This window comes from Niastella soli, assembly GCF_017742245.1.
GTDB lineage: Bacteria > Bacteroidota > Bacteroidia > Chitinophagales > Chitinophagaceae > Niastella > Niastella soli.
In genome coordinates this window covers 869,355-886,815 of the sequence record NZ_JAGHKO010000001.1, presented here as the reverse complement: position 1 = coordinate 886,815, position 17,461 = coordinate 869,355, and the positions used below count along the sequence as shown (strand labels likewise).

Sequence of the window (17,461 nt, the reverse complement as noted above, 5' to 3'; positions counted from 1 at the left end):
ACCTGACCAAAGTCCACAAATACTCACACGATTCCTAAATTTTACAATTATGCCGAGAACGAGAAAGAAGAACATACTATCTATGTTATTCCAGAAGATGTCGAATAAAGTGACCAAAGTGACCGGTTCGCCCGTGGCTTTTATGATCGCCCTATCGATAGTGATCATCTGGGCTGTTACGGGGCCGATATTTGGTTATTCAGATACCTGGCAATTAGTAATTAACACAGGAACTACCATTGTCACCTTTTTAATGGTATTTATAATTCAACAGTCGCAGAATAAAGACACGGTGGCTATTCATTTGAAATTAAACGAGTTGATAGCCAGTCATGAGCGGGCAAGCAACCGCTTGGTAGATATTGAGGATCTAACCGATGAAGAGCTACAAAGGATCAAAGAGTTCTACATAACCATTTCTGAGCTGGCTGAAAAGGAAAATGGAGTTAACATTTCTCACTCATTAAATGAGGCGAAAAATCTCCATAAATTAAAACAGCAACAAAAAACGGGGAAATGATATGGGGCAGTTGGCAAATGTGACGCATAGGCAATATTTAAAAATAAACAGGGATTATGCGAAAGCGGCCAGCCTGGCCGATCTGGTTTACGTGTCAGATAATAAACCAGGCATTGCACGAATAAAAAAAGGCAGGGGATACTCCTATGTATACGGGGGCAAGGTGATCCGGAAACAGGAAGATATCCAAAGGATCCGCAGCCTGGCTATTCCGCCCTCCTGGACATCGGTATGGATCTGTACCCTGGCAAACGGACATATACAGGCCACCGGTTTAGACCTGCGGAAGCGAAAACAATACCGGTATCATCCCTTGTGGTCGGTGCTACGTAACGAAACCAAATTTCACCGGATGGTAGAATTTGGCAAAGCATTGCCGGTATTAAGGAAACAAATTTTGATTGATCTTGACCAAAGAGTGTTATCGGCTTCGAAAGTGATTGCTACCGTGATCAGTTTAATGGAGCGCACCTACATAAGGGTGGGCAGCGGTGAATATGAAAAACAATATGGCTCTCATGGCTTGACTACGCTGAAAGACAAACATGTAGCCATTACAGGCAACACTATTAAATTCTCCTTTAAAGGGAAAAAGGGAGTGAGCCATAACATAACGCTCAAAAGTAAACGGTTAGCCCACATTGTAAAGAACTGCCGCGAAATACCCGGAGCGGAGTTGTTTCAGTATTTTGATGAAGGAGGTAACAAGCACCCTGTTGATTCGGGGATGATAAACAGTTATATAAAAGAAACTACGGGTATGGATTTTACCTCGAAAGACTTTAGGACCTGGGCGGGTTCGCTTAACCTGTTAAGATCGTTACAGGCCATGGGTGAAGCGCTTACACAAACCGAGCAAAAGAAGAATATAGTGGCTGCGTTGGATGAAGTGAGCCTAAAGTTAGGGAATACCCGCACTGTATGTAAAAAATACTACGTACATCCAGGGCTGATAGCTCTATACGAACAGAGTAGCCTGGATAAATATCTGAAAGCACTGGCAGGGGAGGACCCTACAGAGCCCGCTCCTGGTCTGCATGACGATGAACAGGTTTTGATGAAAATTCTACAGTCATTCCACAAAAGTTAACGGAGATTGGGAAGTATTTTCTACAGATGCAAATAGTTCCCGTTTAAAATTTTAGGCATAGTTTTTATAAAAATATATATGTAATCGGCCATAAGAAAAGAGCGAAAGGGAAAGTGAAAAGGCGCGGTAAAAAGCAGATTATTTAAACTCATAATAAACTTACGCTACAAATCAGGCCTTAACCAAGGACTCCCGATGTTTCTACATCGGGTTTTTTTTTTGCTCGCCCGCCAAAGCTTCAGCGTAGGCGGGATCGCCCGCCGGGTGAGAGGATATGGGGGAGGTAAGTAGTAGGAAGTTGATCAGTTGACCAGTTGATCAGGAAGAAGGTTGACTGCCGATTCTCGACATGAGGCCCGAACTTCGGAAATCCTTTCACGTTTGCCGTTTCACGTTTCACGTCTGCCGTTTGCCGTCTGCCGATTTGTATTAGCCCATTGCCCATTGCCTATTGCCAATTGCCCTTGTGCCTCGCCCCGCATGAAACACAAAACCCACCCCTTCCCTCCCAGGAGGGGATCTTAAAAACAAGCATTAACTAAACGACATTGATTGCCGATTGCCGAATCGAAGCCCGAACTTCGGAAATCCTTTCACGTTTGCCGTTTCACGTTTCACGATTCCCGTCTGCCGATTTGTATTAGCCTATTGCCAATTGCCCTTGTGCCTCGCCCCGCATGAAACACAAAACCCACCCCTTCCCCTCCCAGGAGGGGATCTTAAAAACAAGCATTAACTGACATTGATTGCCGATTGCCGACTGCCGATTGCCGAATCGAAGCCCGAACTTCGGAAATCCTTTCACGTTTGCCGTTTCACGTTTCACGTCTGCCGTTTGCCGATTTGTATTTCCCCATTGCCTATTGCCCATTGCCCTTGTGCCTCGCCCCGCATGAAACACAAAACCCACCCCTTCCCCTCCCAGGAGGGGATCTTAAAAACAAGCATTAACTGACATTGATTGCCGATTGCCGACTGCCGATTGCCGACTGCCGAATCGAAGCCCGAACTTCGGAAATCCTTTCACGTTTGCCGTTTCACGTTTCACGTCTGCCGTTTGCCGTCTGCCGATTTGTATTAGCCCATTGCCCATTGCCTATTGCCTATTGCCCTTGTGCCTCGCCCCGAACGAAACACAAAAACCCACCCCTTCCCCTCCCAGGAGGGGATCTTAATAAACAAGCATTAACTACACGACATTGATTGCCCATTGCCGACTGCTGATTCCCGATTTGAACATTGAACTCTGAACATAGAAATAGGAATAAAGAACTGTGAACTATATTTCCCAATTAAAAATTGGCTTCATCATATCGCGCTATAATACAGAGCGGAATAATTTTTTAAGCACTACAGTATCATTGTTACACTGATAAATGTGGTCAGGTTACAATAGTTACATTGCGTGCAGGTAATTGCGTTATAAGCCGGCGAACTATTAATAAACTTAAATTATAACTATATGACAACAAATAAGGACGTAATTGAAGTGCTGAACGATCTGATCAGAATCAATAACGATCGTACTGCTGGCTATATGAGAGCGGCAGAGGATACAAAAAATGTAGACATTGACCTTCGTACCATATTTGAAAGAATGGCGGATGACAGCCGTCAGAACGCGATAGAATTAACAGCACAGGTGGGCAGATTGGGAGGTGAGCCTGCAACTGGTACAACTACCACTGGCAAGGTCTATCGAGCCTGGATGAATGTAAAGGATATGTTCACCGGAAAAGATCGCCATGCATTACTGGCTTCCTGTGAATACGGCGAAGATGCTGCTCAACGTGCCTATGAGGATGCACTGGCTTCTGACGCACCCTTGGCAACGGACGTTCGTCAATTAATTACCAGCCAGAAATCATCATTGCGGAATGCACATGATATGATCAAAAAGTATAGAGATATGCATGAGATAACAAAATAATTTAAAATAGTGGCTTTAGTACTGTAGAGCAAAAACACAGGCCGTCCCGATTTATTGGGATGGCCTGTTTGTTTATATGTTGACTTTACACCAAATTGTTGAAAATATATTTGAAAATTAATATACAAGTGGGGAAATAAATACACTTTTTGTTGAAAACCATAAGAAAAACTGCTGGCAACAATTTTATAAATATAATGCAAGTAAATAAATGGGTATGAAAGCAGCTGATTATAACAGGTCTACTCCTTACATCCAAAGCATGGTATCATGCCTTAGTAAGGTAGTAGACGATGGTTACAAAGAGGATTTTATTGCTACCCGTGAAGGCCTGGAATCATCCAGTTCCCGGAAGTTATATAGTCCCAATGAAGTAAAAGTGATCACTTCATTCCGGTTTGAAGGATTTTCTGATCCCCACGATAGCGCAGTATTATATGTTATAGAAACGGTAGATGGAGTAAAAGGGACTCTGATCGATGGGTGTGGAAGTCTGGCGGATCCATTCGTATTTAAGTTTATTGCGGATGTGGAATCGAGGAATGAAAAATTGATGATCAACTGATCAATCTTTTTCCACTATATATATATACATATGAGATAAGAGCTGTCTTGATCTTTTCAGGACAGCTTTTTTGTTTTATGCAGGCTCTTGAGATAAAAAAAAAGTCCCTCCAAACTAAAGTAAGGAAGGACTGATTGTTAACTGAGACTTACTATATTGAACGATAAAATGCTAGGTGCTGCGCATTAAGCCAAGTATCAATGAAATTACGGCCAATACAATCAAAATATGTATCAAGCCACCCGCACTGTATACAAAGAAACCTAACAGCCAGCCTATTATCAGTATCACTGCAATCAGATAGAGTATACTTCTCATGGTGATCGATTTTTTAGTTTACTAATATGCGTTAACTAATAAAAATATATTGCCATGTGCCCTACACACCAGGTTGAGAACATTTATAAATAAAAGCATAATTGATGTAGATTATTTTGCTCAGGGCCCGACTATTGTACTCAATTATGGCAAACGGGAACGTTCTTTTTACTATTCTCCCGTATGATCATTTTCAAGATGATGGCAAATACCTGGAAAATCTTTAAACAGTCAGTAACCGAGTTTTTGAACGACAATTGTATAAAGCTTAGTGCCTCCCTGTCGTATTATACCATATTTGCATTAGGCCCCACCCTGATCATTATTATTTCATTTGCCGGCATCTTTCTGGGGCGCGAAGCGGTGGAAGGGAAATTATACCATCAGATAAGAACATTGATAGGTGATGCGGCAGCTGCACAGGTGCAAAGCATTATAGCCAATTTACAACACAGTAATCAAACTGTAGTAGCGGCCATTATTGGTATAGTCTTATTAATACTGGGTGCTACCGGGGTGTTCACCGAAATTCAGGGCTCTATTAATTATATCTGGTCTGTACGGGCCAAGCCCAAAAAAGGCTGGTTGAAATTCATCGTCAACCGGCTGATCTCTTTTTCGCTCGTAATTAGTTGTGGGTTTATTTTACTGGTATCCCTTGTTATAAACGCCTTAATGGAATTGTTAAATGAAAAGCTTCAGTTATATTTTAAAAGCGTTACTATTATTGTGTTTTATATTATGAACTGGGCATTGATCTTTGCCGTGATAACCGCCCTGTTTGCCATCATCTTCAAAGTATTGCCCGATGCTGTCATTCGATGGAAGGATGCTACCATAGGGGCAGCGTTCACTGCCATGCTTTTTATGTTGGGTAAATTCCTGATCAGTTTATATATAGGGAAATCAAATGTAGGGTTAGCGTATGGAGCGGCAGGTTCCATTATAGTAATACTGGTATGGGTGTACTATTCTTCCCTAATTCTTTATTTTGGAGCGGAATTTACCAAGATCTATTCCATATATCATGGCTCGGGCATAAAACCCATAGATACAGCCGTTTTTATTATCAAACAAGAATCAAAGGAAATTGGCGAATCTCAGCTGTAAGGTCGATTTCCAATTTTAACGTAGATTTTCTTCTACAGCCTCCACCGATATTTTACTATATTCTACAATTGTAATGGCATAGGTATTTTATAGGTATTTCCATAACCTTCCAGGTGGTTCCGAATTAAAAATATTGTTTCGAAATACACAGTACGCTAAAGCTAATTACGTGAAGAAAGCGGGAAAAATAACGCTGAAAATACTCTTGTGGTTCGTGGCAGTATTGCTGTTAATAGCAGTGTTGGTACAAACGCCACCAGTGCAGAATTTTGCCCGTAAAAAGGTACAAACCTGGTTGTCACAAAAGCTGGGTACCCGCTTTGAGATCGGCCGGCTGCGAATTGGCTTTCCTTCCTCCGTAGTACTCGATAATGTATATATAGAAGACAAAACCAAAGATACCCTGTTATACGGTGGTCGTATAAAGGTCAGCCTTCAAATGTTAAAGCTTTTGCATAACGAAGTGCAAATAGGTGACATTCGGTTGCAAAATATGACCGCCAAAATAAAACGGCAGCTGCCCGATACCACCTATAACTTTCAATTTATAATAGATGCCTTCGTAAGCGAAAATAAAAAGCCCGCCAAACCCGCCGATACCGCCGCTTTAAAAATGGGCCTTGACAATGTGTACCTCGATAATATCCGCTTCATATATAAGGACACCATCTCAGGCAACGACTGGACCATTCAGTTAGGTCATTTCAACACCCATATAGACAAGTTCGATCCGCAGAAACAGGTGTATAGTGTACCCGTCTTTTATCTCGACGGGTTAACCGCCCAGCTGTATCAATATAAACCACTGGTAACCGTGGAAGATGTGGTGGCCAATGATTCTTCCATGACACCAATGCCGGTGATCAATTTAAAGCAGGTACAGTTAAAAAACATCGATGTCGATTATCAAAACAATGTATCGGCCTTTTACACCCAGGCAAAAATTAAAGACCTGGATACCCGGGTAAATACAGCCGATCTGAACGGCCGTCGGATCATCCTTGACCGGCTTCGTTTACTTGGCGTTGACACCCGCGTAACCATCGGCAAAACGGAAGGCGCCAAACTGGTGAAAGAAAAAGCAAAGACCGAAGCCAAAGACATAGCCAATCAAAGCTGGCTGGTGAACCTGGGCAATATCAATATTCAAAAAACTAATTTCCAGTTTGATGATGAAAATCAGCCCCGGCAAAATGAAGTGCTCGATTACGGCCACCTGAACGCAACCGATATAACCTTGCAGGCCCGCAGCTTTTTAATGGATAATGATACCATAATGACGTCTATCCAGGAAGGTTCATTAAAAGAACAAAGCGGTTTTACTTTAAAACAGTTACAGGGCGATCTGGTGTATACCAACAAGAAGGTATATGCCGACAATCTGTTGGTTGAAACCCCTGGCACCCGGATAAAACATACCATACACCTCGATTATCCTTCTCTGGAAAGCATAAAAAAAAATATTGGTCACCTACAGGTAAGAGCAGTATTACCAGGATGCTATGTATCGAATCGGGATATTCTTTACTTCATGCCCGATTTAAAAAAGCAACCTGGGTTTGGTGATCCGGCTACCGTATTTCATCTAAATGCCGATGTGTCGGGCCGGGTGGATAACCTCAATGCCAAAGTATTGCAGCTACAGGGTTGGAACAATACAAAACTCGATGTAGCTGGTACCATAGTAGGGTTGCCGTCCATTGAGAAAGTGTACGGCGATGTACGCATCAATGAAATACGAACTACCAGAAAGGATGCCGAAGCTTTTTTACCCGAATCGGTACGTAAACAAGTGGCCATTCCTGAAACGGTGCAACTTACCGGTACTGTCAAGGGTAATACAAAACAAATGACCACCAACGTGGTGGTAAAAAGCTCTGCAGGCAATATTACCCTGAAGGGTAGTATGAATAATTATCAGGACATGAAAGCTGCTAGCTACGACATGCAGGTAAAGGCGCAACAAGTGCAAGCCGGTGCCATTATGAAAGATACCAGCCTGCAAACCGTTACGGCCGATATAGCAGTAAAAGGCAAGGGATTAACGCAGGAAACTGCCGATGCCACGCTGAAAGGCACGGTAGCGTCTGTCGTGTTCCGGCGATATAATTATCAGAATATAAACCTCGATGCAGCCTTTAAAAACCAGCAGGCAACTACTAATGTAAGTATTGCCGATGATAATATTCGCGTGGGGGGAAGTATCTCCGTGAACCTGGCCCTGGCCGACCCCGCATTAACGGCCGATGTAATGATTGACAGCATAAAAACAAAACCACTTCATTTTACCACTCAGGACATTATTTACCGGGGAAAAATTGAAGCCGATCTTTCCAATATAAATCCTGACAGCCTGCAAGGGGATCTGCTACTCGTCCATTCCTTACTGGTGAATGGGAACCAGCGTCTGCAGCTGGATACTTTATTAGTGAAAGCCACACAAAATGGCGATAGCAGTCGCATTATGCTGGAAAGCGATATAGCCAAAGCCCGCCTGACGGGAAAGTATAAATTAACACAGATAGGGGATATTTTCTCTCAGGCCATACAACCCTATTTTGCAGTAATGTCGGCAACGCAGCCCCCGCCAAAAGTTGAGCCCTATAACTTCAGAATAGGTGTATATGTAAAAGACAATCCCGCATTAAAAGCAATGGTCCCCACTATAACGCAGTTTCAAACCCTGTTTTTGACAGCCCATTTTTCCAGCGATAGCGGCTGGCAGGCCAGGGGCAATATGCCATTGCTGGTGATGGGTGGAATGACGATCGAGAACCTGCACCTCGATGCCGGCGCAGCAGACAGCGCCTTGCATTTTGTTACTACGGTAAACCAGTTTGCTGTAGGTGGTAATACCGTATACAATGCCAGGATCAATGCCAATGCGGCGCACAATAAAATAGATTTCGCAACCCGTTTTCACGACCGTGCAGGCCGTATTCAATATGCCATACCGGGAACCCTGCAACAACCACAGAGCGGTATCTATGATATAAGCCTGAAGTCTGACAGCCTGTTATTGAACTACGATTTTTGGACTGTAGCACCCGATAACCAGGTGCATATAGGTAAAAATGATATCAGGATGACCAATTTTATTCTTAATCACTTTTTTCAACAATTCAGCCTGAAGAGCAGGGGTAATGTGCTAAATGCACCGGTAGAGGCCAGCTTCACCAGTTTCCAGATCTCAACACTCGCTGCGTTTGTTACTTCTGATTCCATGGATATTGATGGTACACTCGATGGAAAAATATTGTTGCACGACATTACCTCCAAGCTCATGTTCTCGGGTGATGTAACCATCAATAACCTCAATTTCAAAAAAGATACAGTTGGTAATATAATAATCAAGGCAAAGAACACTACCCCCGATATTATCAATGCCGATGTGGCGCTCACCGGCCGGGGCAACCACGCAACGGTGAATGGTGATTTTTATCTAAAACCAGTTAATGGGAATGATTTCCAATTCAAGGTGTCGCTCGATACTATAAACCTGGCATCGATAGAAGGCGCTACCATGGGCGCTATAAAAAATGCATCAGGTAATATCACTGGCAAGTTTGATGTGTCGGGCACCTTTAGCAAGTTCAATATAGATGGCGGGCTCAACTTTAAGAAAACCAACTTTGTTTTAAGTATGGTTAACAACAACTTCTCTATTGAAGATGAAACCATCACAGTGAATAACGAGGGTATAAAGTTCGACAGCTTTACGCTTGAAGATTCCGCTAAAAACAAAGCCATCCTCGATGGCATGGTATATACCACCGACTTTACAAAATACAAGTTTGATCTTTCTGTAAAGGCCACCAACTTCCAGGCTATGAACAGCACAAAAAAGGAAAACAGTTTGTATTATGGCAAGCTGATCTTTAGCAGCAACATGAAAATAAAAGGGACTACCGAACAGCCTGTTGTGGATGGAAGCATCACCATTGGTGATAAAACAAATGTAACGGTGGTATTGCCGCAAACAGACCCGTCGGTAGTGACGCGGGAAGGTATTGTGCAGTTTGTAGATATGGATGCGCCCGAGAATGATACTTTGTTTATGAAAATGCGGGCTGGTCTTGATTCGCTTAACAAATCGGGTCTTACCGGATTGGACATCTCTGCCAATGTAGAGATCAAAAAAGAAGCGGAATTCACCATGATAGTAGATGAAGGCAATGGTGATTTTGTTCGTATGCAGGGCGAAGGATTGCTGACAGGCGGTATTGACCCAAGCGGTAAAACAACCCTCACCGGCTCGTATGAGATCAAGAGCGGATCGTACGAACTAAACTATAATATGTTGCGCCGCAAGTTCAACATCCAGGAGGGCAGCAAGATCGTTTGGAATGGCGAACCTACCTCGGCCGATCTGGATGTAACAGCTATATATACGGTAAAAGCGGCACCTATGGACCTGGTAAAAAACCAGGTTGAAGGAGAAGATGAAGGTGTTCGAAATACGTATCTTACCCGGTTGCCGTTTGAAGTGCTGTTGAAATTAAAAGGTGAGTTAATGCAGCCGCAGGTTAGTTTCGATATCCAATTGCCAGAATCAAGCAATGAGATGGCAAGGGGAACCACCACTACCATCAATAACCGGCTTATTCAATTGCGTGAGGAACCTTCTGAATTGAATAAACAGGTATTTGCCCTGATCCTGCTGAACCGGTTTGTAGGTGACAATCCATTTGAAAGCAGTGCGGGCGGGGTAACAGCAGAATCGTTGGCCCGTCAAAGCGCCAGTAAACTACTGACTGAACAATTGAACCGGCTGGCTGGCAGCCTGGTACACGGTGTGGACATCAATTTCGATGTTACCTCTTATGACGATTATTCAAGTGGAAGTGCGCAAACCCGCACTGAAATGAATGTAGGTGTATCGAAAAATTTATTGAGCGACCGGTTACGGGTAACAGTGGGCAGCAATTTTGACCTCGAAGGTTCTGCTCAAACCAGCAGTGGCAGCAGTAATGCGATAGCTGGTAATGTGGCGGTGGATTACAGTCTCAGCAAAGACCGCCGGTATATGTTACGGGGGTACCGAAAGAACGAATACGAGGGTGCTATTGATGGCTATGTTATTGAAACCGGGGCTGGGTTTATCATCACCCTCGATTATAATAAATTCAGGAACCTGTTCCTGGGCAAAAAGGGGCGGGAAGAAAGACGGCAACGAATGCAGCGTGCCCGTGAGCAGGAACAGCAACAACAAAAACCAACCCCACCAGCAGTGCCACAACAAACAAATATTCCATCATCCGAAAACAGGGAACTCATAAAGCGTGAAGATAGTTAGTTATATATACCTTCTTTTGCTGGTATTATGTTTGGTATTGTTGGGTGCCTGTTCCAGCACTAAAGTAGTACCTGCAGGCGATGCCTTATATACCGGCGCCAAAATCGATATCAGGGATAGCCTGCTCACCCGCAAAAAGAAAAAAGCGTTGAGCAGTCAGCTGTTGGCATTAACCCGGCCAAAGCCCAATCAAAAGGTTCTGGGCATTCCATTCAAATTAAACATCTATAATGCCTTCAGAGCCAAAAAGGGCCTCGGTAAATGGATCAGGGAAAAGATGGGCCAGCCGCCGGTATTACTGAGCAATGTAAACCTTAATAAAAATGTACAGGTCTTACAAAACTACCTGGTGAACAAAGGATACTTTAATGCGCGGGTGCGGGGCGATAGTACCATAAAAGGAAAAAAAGCATCGGCTACCTATTCAGTACGGGCCGATGGCCAGTACATTATACAAAAGGTAGAGTTCCGCGGCGATAGTTCTACCTTACAGCAGGCCATTCGGGGAACCATGCCTAAAACCCTGCTCAAAAAAGACAAGCCCTTCGATCTGGAAGTTATTACTACCGAACGGCTGCGGATTGACAACTACCTGAAGGAAAACGGTTTCTATTTCTTTAGTCCCGAAAACCTGCTGATAAAAGCCGATACAACTATTGGCCATAACAAGGTGGATCTGTTTATGACGGTTAAACCTGACATCCCTGATAACGCCCAGAAGGTATACCGGATAAACGATGTATATATTTTTACCGGGTATAACCTGGACGCAGCGCAAATGGATACCAGCAGGGCGGGCGCCACCCTTTATAAAGGATATTACGTAGTTGACAGAAGAAAGTTTTATAAACCCAAGCTATTTCAACAAGCCATGGCTTTTGATTCGGGCGACGTATATAACCGTACCGATCACAATGCCAGCATCAGCCGCCTGGTTAGCATGGATATATTTAAGTTTGTAAAGAACCGGTTCGAAGTAGTGCCAAATGTTGATTCCCCGTTATTGAATACCTATTATTACCTTACCCGGCAACCTAAAAAATCTTTACGGGCAGAGTTAAATGGTTATACCAAATCGAATAATCTTACCGGTTCAAACATTACACTGGGATGGCGTAACCGGAATGCTTTCCGGGGCGGTGAAATATTAGCCGTAAAAGCATCGGCCGGTTTTGAAGTTCAGTACAGCGGCCAGTTCAAGGGGTATAACACTTTCCGGTTTGGGCTGGAACCCTCCATTTCTTTCCCCCGGTTCCTGGTGCCTTTCTTTAATTTCAATACAAAGGGTGGATTTTTGCCCCGCACAAACATAAAACTGGGCTACGATATTCTGCAAAGGCAGAAGTTATACACCATGAATTCCTTCAGGGTTAGTTATGGATTTACCTGGAAGGAAAGCATTCAAAAGGAACACGAGTTGAATCCAATAGTGATCAATTATGTGCAGCCTGTTAGTATCACCCAGGAATATTTAGACAGCGCCAAGAATAACACAGCACTGTACTCGGCTATCGATACACAGTTTATCCTGGGTTCTGAATATTCTTACACATGGACGAACGTGGTTACCTATAAACCTGTAAACGGGTTTTATTTGAATGCCGGCATCGATATCTCGGGTAATGTGGCCGGATTACTAACCGGCGCCAATATAAGCAAAGGCGATACAGGTTATGTAATAGGTAAACAGTTCTCTCAATTTACCCGGTTAGTGGGTGACTTCAGGTTTTACCGAAAGGTAGCCAGCAACAGTGTTTGGGCAAACCGCATTTATGCCGGTATTGGTATCCCGTATGGCAATTCCAGTGCGCTGCCCTATGTGAAACAATTCTTTTCGGGTGGTAATAATAGTTTACGGGCCTTTAGAAGCCGTTCGGTAGGACCGGGCACTTTTGAGGCGCCGCAGCAAAACGGAACATTTCAGGAACAGCCTGGCGATATAAAATTAGAAATGAATACCGAACTACGGTTCCCGTTGGTAAGCATTTTACAGGGGGCCGTGTTTGTGGATGCGGGTAACGTATGGCTATGGAACGATGACAAATACCGGCCAGGTGCCCAATTCACCAGTAAATTCCTAAGCGAAATAGCAGCCGGTACCGGTGTCGGTATCCGGTTCGATCTGAGCTTCCTGGTATTGCGGTTCGATCTGGCATTCCCCATCCGTAAGCCCTGGTTAGAACCGGGCAAACGCTGGGTATTGAATCAGGTTGATTTCGGCAGCAGCGAGTGGAGGAAAGATAATTTGATCTTTAATCTTGCAATAGGTTATCCTTTCTAAGGAGGGTATCTGGATTAATAATGGTGATAGTGGCTTCGAGTTGGCAGGTTGCTAACCCAGCTTCCCTTCAATCCCCACCGTCTTCTGTACGCCCTCAAAGATCGATTTCCAGATAAAATTGAAGATTGACCGGTATACATCCCTTGGGTGAGAAACGGTTACGATGCGTACAGAACCGTTTTTTACCGGGTTGGCATTTTTTACCATTATATTGGCTATAAAAGACATCACCTTCTTTGTTTTCTCTTTGCCAGTCTCTTCATCTTTCTTTAATACTTTAATTTTTAGATCGTCGTATAGCAGGCGTACGAGGCCCTTTACTCGGTTGTCATTGCCGATTAAATTGAAATCAAGACTGGTAATGTTACCCGATTTGACCTCCACCAGGGCCATGGGCTTACTCAATTGGTTTAGGATGGTGGCATCTAAAGACTTTATATTGCCGTTGATCACAAATTTGCCATTCTTACTATTTAAATATAACTGCAAGGTTGCCCTGACTGGTATTTTGCTAAGAAAAAGACTGTTGAAGTTTACGGTGCAGATGCCGTTCTTACGAAGATCGGTGGGGTTATTGGTTACATTGGTCAGGGTAGCATGCATGGCATCGAATATAACAAGGCCGCTTTTACCGGTAAGGCTTTCCATCTCTTTGTAATGGATAAACCCTTGTTCAATGATCACTTTTTTAATGGCTACATTAACGGGGATCTTTAAAAAGCTTTGCTGTGGAAAACGACCTACCAGACTTACTTTTTTCTGCGGATAGTTTTTGTCCCGGTATACTTTAAGCTGCGCGTTTTTAATGATCAGTTCATTGGCGATCAAATTACCATTCAGGATGTCCTGTACATTCACCTGTTTGAACAACAGATGATGAAAATCAAAGTCAAACCGGTCTGTTTGCCATTTGGCAGCACGCGCAAAGGCAGCCTCGCCCAACAGAGGTGTGATATGCATGCTCTTAACCGCAAATGATCTTTCGCCGGATTGTAATTGAATGTTTTTAAACCGGTAATTGTAAAGATGCCTTTTGCTATATATAACAACATCGGCTACATCCAGCGATGCCTGTTCTGAAAACAACACCCGCGAAGTGTCGGTACTGGTGCTGTCGCTGATATTGATATGATGCAATTGTGCATTTATTTTTGAGCCGCTGAACACGGTATCTCCTTTGGGCCATTGACAGATATGGTAATCGGCATCGTTAATAAGGATGGTGTCTACCTTTATTTTTTCAAGCCCGCGTAATAAGATCTGATATATTTTGAAGGTAGTTGGGGTGGGGTCATTGTCTTTTTCCTTCTCAACGTTTTTATTGTTGAACATGGTTACAACAGGGCGGGTGAGTTTTATTTTGGAAGCGATCACTTCTTTGTTTAAAACTGCCGCATCTGTTTGTACGCCGGTGATATGGATCTCAGGAACGGTTACTCTTAATAAATTACGGGGAAGTGTAGGGTCATTTGGTTTTTTGTAAGTACTGTCGGGAATAAGCTGCAGGTTCTTGATAACTATTTCTCCTTCCACTTCATCTATATCAACACTGTCGTAAGTAATACGATATAAACTATCTGACTCAAGAAACACCAGTTGGGGTACTTTTTTCTGCAAGAAATCACTGCGCCATTTTTTATAATATATCAGTCCTGCTGCGGCCAGTAGAACAAGAATTAATAAAAAGATCAGCTTTTTCATATGCATAGTTTAGGGGTGTGGCTATTGTGTTTTTTATTTCATTACAAATGAATTAAGTAACGTGCATGTATGTATTAAAAACGATTTAATACAAACTGTTTTATCCTTTGTGTAGCAAATCCCAACCAGTCAAACAAATGGGCTGCACCGCATAGCAAGCATATGTTTATCATAGCCACTACTATCGTCTTTATCCATTTATAGAACTTGTTCATATGTAATAGTGATTAGGTTCCCGGTTATATCAAAAATTATTGTGCCTGCTAAAATGAGGTGGAAAAGAACTAACCATTTTGTGGCAGCGCCTGAGGATATATTTCCACGCAGAAGGTCTGAGTGCTAATTCAGGATTGGATTTTACGGCGAAGGCACAGGATTTTAACAAGTACGAAAAATTGCTCAATTAAAATGTGTGTCTCTAAATTTTTACTTATGAAAAAGATCTTATGCGCCGTCTTATTATCTGCCGCTTTTTTAACAGCAGGAAACAGTGTGTTTGCACAAGTGCAGCAAACAGATGCAGAAAGCTCCCTGTCTCCCAAGTTTGGGATCAAGGGAGGATTGAACCTTACCAATATGTATGTGAAAGATGTATCGGATGAAAACATGAAAGTGGGTTGGAATGCCGGCTTCTTTGCGAAATTACCAGTAACGCGGGGGTTCTCTATACAGCCTGAATTGTTATATACAACGAAAGGTGCTAAAGAGACCTATGATAATTTTATTGAAGGAAAAGGTGAATACCGCTTCAATCTGAATTATATCGAATTGCCATTGCTGGCAGTATTCAATGTGGCGAAAAATTTTAATATTCATGCAGGTCCTTACGGCTCCTATCTAATAGGGGCTAATATCAAAGACCTGAAAGATGATGGCACTATCAATCACATTACCGACCTGGATGCAGAAAATTTTAACCGTTTCGACTGGGGCCTTGCGGGTGGCTTTGGCATAGATATTTCTAACTTCACCTTAGGAGCCCGCTATAATTACGGATTCAGGGAAATAGGTAAATCCGGTAGCCTGTCTGGACAATTGACAAAAGACTCCAAGAACAGTGCTATCTCATTATATATCGGATTAGGATTCTGAGTGATATGGGTTTGAGGATTTCAAGAAAAAGCTGCCTCCCTTAGGGAAGCAGCTTTTTTATTAGGTAGCTCACCATAGTAAAGGCTCGCCTTTATAAAACTATTACGTCTTGATTTTTGGGGAATGTAATGATGAAGGAAGTTCCCACATTCAAGGTGGACTTTACATCAATAGCCCCTTTGTTGGATTGTATGATATTCAGGGTGCTGGCAAGACCCAGTCCCATTCCATTTCGTTTGGAAGTAAAGTAGGGCTCAAACAACCGTGAAATATTTTCTTCACTAATGCCACAGCCATTGTCGCTGATAACAATGCTGGGGTCAGGCGTATAATTAATGACAACAGAAATTCTTCCCTGTTTGTGATTGATGGCCTCTGTAGCGTTAATGAGGATGTTAGAGAATGCCAGTTTTAATTTTTCCTTGTCAACGGTCACTATTACGGGCGTGTCCGGATATTTGATCTCGAGTTTGATCCGTTGAAGGGTTAACCGGTCAATGGCATCGAGTATGCTTTCATCCATGATGCTCTGCAGCACATGCGTCTCCATTTTCATTTCTGCCGGGCGCGATGAATTCAACAGCTCGGTTATAAGTGCGCCTATGCGGTTACTGTTGCGCTGAATGATCTCGAGATAGGTTGACCCGTTCTCATTATTGGCGGTTTCCTCCCGCAGGTGCTCAACCGACAGATTGATATTGTTCAGCGGGTTGCGTACTTCATGGGCCAGGGTGCGCACCAGACGACCCGTAGCGGCCAGTTTTTCTATTTGTAAGGTGGCTTTTTCCGCTTTTTTAAGATTGGTGATGTCGTGCACGATGCCCTGCATATAATCCTTGTTGACGTTGCCTCTTTCGAGGGAAGCGGAAATAATGCAAATGCGATGGTCGCCCTGTTTGGTGCTGATCTCCGCTTCCAGGTCATTCACCTCCCGCCGTTCGGTAATTAAATACCGGAACCTTTCTTCTTCCCGTTTCTGAATAAAAAGATCATATATGTTTATTTGCATCAACTCTTCTTTGGTATAACCCAGCAGGTCGGTAGTGGCGTTGTTCACATCGTTAAAGCCACCATCCTGGTTAGCGGTGAACACCATGTCCTTCGAACGCTCGAACATATTGCGGTATTTGCGTTCATTGGCGCGGAGGGCCTTTACAGAAGCCGATCTTTCCAGGGCGTAACGAATGGAGCGTTCCAGCTTTTCTTCGTTTAATTCGCCTTTTATGAGGTAGTCCATGGCGCCCACACGCATGGCTTCCATATCAACAGTATGATTGCCTTTACCGGTTAACAGGATCACTGGTTCTTCACAGCCGGATACAATGGCTTCCTTCAACAGGTCGAGACCGGTTTTGGCACCCAGGCGATAGTCAATAAAGTAAATATCATTTGCCCGGCTCTTCATTTGTTCCAGTGCCTCTTTATAGGAATAGCACCAGTTTATGGTAAAGCCCGAAGAAGGGATACTGCGAATAAGATCACTGGTGATCAAATAATCGTCCTCATCGTCATCAACGATTAAAATGTGGGCCTGTAAGTTGGTTGCTATCATCAGTTC

11 protein-coding genes are annotated in these 17,461 nt (G+C 43.3%); 8 read left to right on the top strand and 3 right to left on the bottom strand.

What is annotated here, in order from left to right; genetic code table 11:
• Nucleotides 1-49: 49 nt before the first annotated feature.
• The 4 genes from J7I42_RS03400 to J7I42_RS35825 all read left to right on the top strand — a co-directional run bounded on the left by J7I42_RS03400 (nt 50) and on the right by J7I42_RS35825 (nt 4,105).
• Nucleotides 50-520 carry a low affinity iron permease family protein gene (locus J7I42_RS03400; RefSeq protein WP_209137363.1) on the top strand — a complete coding sequence of 157 codons (471 nt, stop codon included), beginning with the start codon at nt 50-52 and terminating at the stop codon, nt 518-520.
• Nucleotide 521: 1 nt separating this feature from the next.
• Nucleotides 522-1,610 carry a DNA topoisomerase IB gene (locus J7I42_RS03395; protein WP_209137362.1) on the top strand — a complete coding sequence of 363 codons (1,089 nt, stop codon included), beginning with the start codon at nt 522-524 and terminating at the stop codon, nt 1,608-1,610.
• Nucleotides 1,611-3,072: 1,462 nt separating this feature from the next.
• Nucleotides 3,073-3,540, top strand: a complete 468-nt coding sequence (locus J7I42_RS03390; RefSeq protein WP_209137361.1) for a ferritin-like domain-containing protein — start codon at nt 3,073-3,075, stop codon at nt 3,538-3,540.
• Between the two features lie 217 nt (nt 3,541-3,757).
• Nucleotides 3,758-4,105 carry a hypothetical protein gene (locus tag J7I42_RS35825; RefSeq protein ID WP_209137360.1) on the top strand — a complete coding sequence of 116 codons (348 nt, stop codon included), beginning with the start codon at nt 3,758-3,760 and terminating at the stop codon, nt 4,103-4,105.
• Between the two features lie 171 nt (nt 4,106-4,276).
• On the opposite strand, the gene J7I42_RS03380 is transcribed toward J7I42_RS35825, so the two are convergent.
• The gene (locus J7I42_RS03380; RefSeq protein WP_236065388.1) at nt 4,277-4,423 is read right to left on the bottom strand and encodes a lmo0937 family membrane protein; all 147 of its coding nucleotides are present in this window, start codon (nt 4,421-4,423) and stop codon (nt 4,277-4,279) included.
• Nucleotides 4,424-4,606: 183 nt separating this feature from the next.
• Here J7I42_RS03380 and J7I42_RS03375 point away from each other — a divergent pair, with 183 nt between their 5' ends.
• From J7I42_RS03375 to tamL, 3 genes are all read left to right on the top strand, one after another.
• Nucleotides 4,607-5,533, top strand: coding sequence for a YihY/virulence factor BrkB family protein (locus J7I42_RS03375; RefSeq protein ID WP_209137359.1), 927 nt, complete (start codon nt 4,607-4,609; stop codon nt 5,531-5,533).
• Nucleotides 5,534-5,702: 169 nt separating this feature from the next.
• Nucleotides 5,703-10,829: a translocation/assembly module TamB domain-containing protein gene (locus tag J7I42_RS35510; RefSeq protein WP_209137358.1), complete on the top strand. Its 5,127-nt coding sequence runs from the start codon at nt 5,703-5,705 to the stop codon at nt 10,827-10,829.
• The gene (gene tamL, locus J7I42_RS03365) at nt 10,816-13,110 is read left to right on the top strand and encodes a translocation and assembly module lipoprotein TamL (RefSeq protein ID WP_209137357.1); all 2,295 of its coding nucleotides are present in this window, start codon (nt 10,816-10,818) and stop codon (nt 13,108-13,110) included. Before J7I42_RS35510 ends, tamL begins: the two co-directional genes overlap by 14 nt.
• Nucleotides 13,111-13,161: 51 nt before the next feature.
• Here the strand turns inward: tamL and J7I42_RS03360 are convergent, their stop codons facing one another.
• A complete protein-coding gene (locus tag J7I42_RS03360; protein ID WP_209137356.1) occupies nt 13,162-14,811 on the bottom strand; it encodes a hypothetical protein in 1,650 nt (549 codons plus the stop codon).
• Between the two features lie 432 nt (nt 14,812-15,243).
• Here J7I42_RS03360 and J7I42_RS03355 point away from each other — a divergent pair, with 432 nt between their 5' ends.
• Nucleotides 15,244-15,903, top strand: a complete 660-nt coding sequence (locus tag J7I42_RS03355) for a porin family protein (protein ID WP_209137355.1) — start codon at nt 15,244-15,246, stop codon at nt 15,901-15,903.
• 91 nt (nt 15,904-15,994) lie between these two features.
• Here the strand turns inward: J7I42_RS03355 and J7I42_RS03350 are convergent, their stop codons facing one another.
• Nucleotides 15,995-17,455, bottom strand: coding sequence for a hybrid sensor histidine kinase/response regulator (locus J7I42_RS03350; RefSeq protein ID WP_209137354.1), 1,461 nt, complete (start codon nt 17,453-17,455; stop codon nt 15,995-15,997).
• Nucleotides 17,456-17,461: the final 6 nt, after the last annotated feature.

Coding starts and splice junctions, on each gene's coding strand:
- J7I42_RS03400 (WP_209137363.1), top strand. CDS start 50: ATGCCGAGAACGAGAAAGAAGAACATACTATCTATGTTATTCCAGAAG.
- J7I42_RS03395 (WP_209137362.1), top strand. CDS start 522: ATGGGGCAGTTGGCAAATGTGACGCATAGGCAATATTTAAAAATAAAC.
- J7I42_RS03390 (WP_209137361.1), top strand. CDS start 3,073: ATGACAACAAATAAGGACGTAATTGAAGTGCTGAACGATCTGATCAGA.
- J7I42_RS35825 (WP_209137360.1), top strand. CDS start 3,758: ATGAAAGCAGCTGATTATAACAGGTCTACTCCTTACATCCAAAGCATG.
- J7I42_RS03380 (WP_236065388.1), bottom strand. CDS start 4,423: ATGAGAAGTATACTCTATCTGATTGCAGTGATACTGATAATAGGCTGG.
- J7I42_RS03375 (WP_209137359.1), top strand. CDS start 4,607: ATGATCATTTTCAAGATGATGGCAAATACCTGGAAAATCTTTAAACAG.
- J7I42_RS03360 (WP_209137356.1), bottom strand. CDS start 14,811: ATGAAAAAGCTGATCTTTTTATTAATTCTTGTTCTACTGGCCGCAGCA.
- J7I42_RS03355 (WP_209137355.1), top strand. CDS start 15,244: ATGAAAAAGATCTTATGCGCCGTCTTATTATCTGCCGCTTTTTTAACA.
- J7I42_RS03350 (WP_209137354.1), bottom strand. CDS start 17,455: ATGATAGCAACCAACTTACAGGCCCACATTTTAATCGTTGATGACGAT.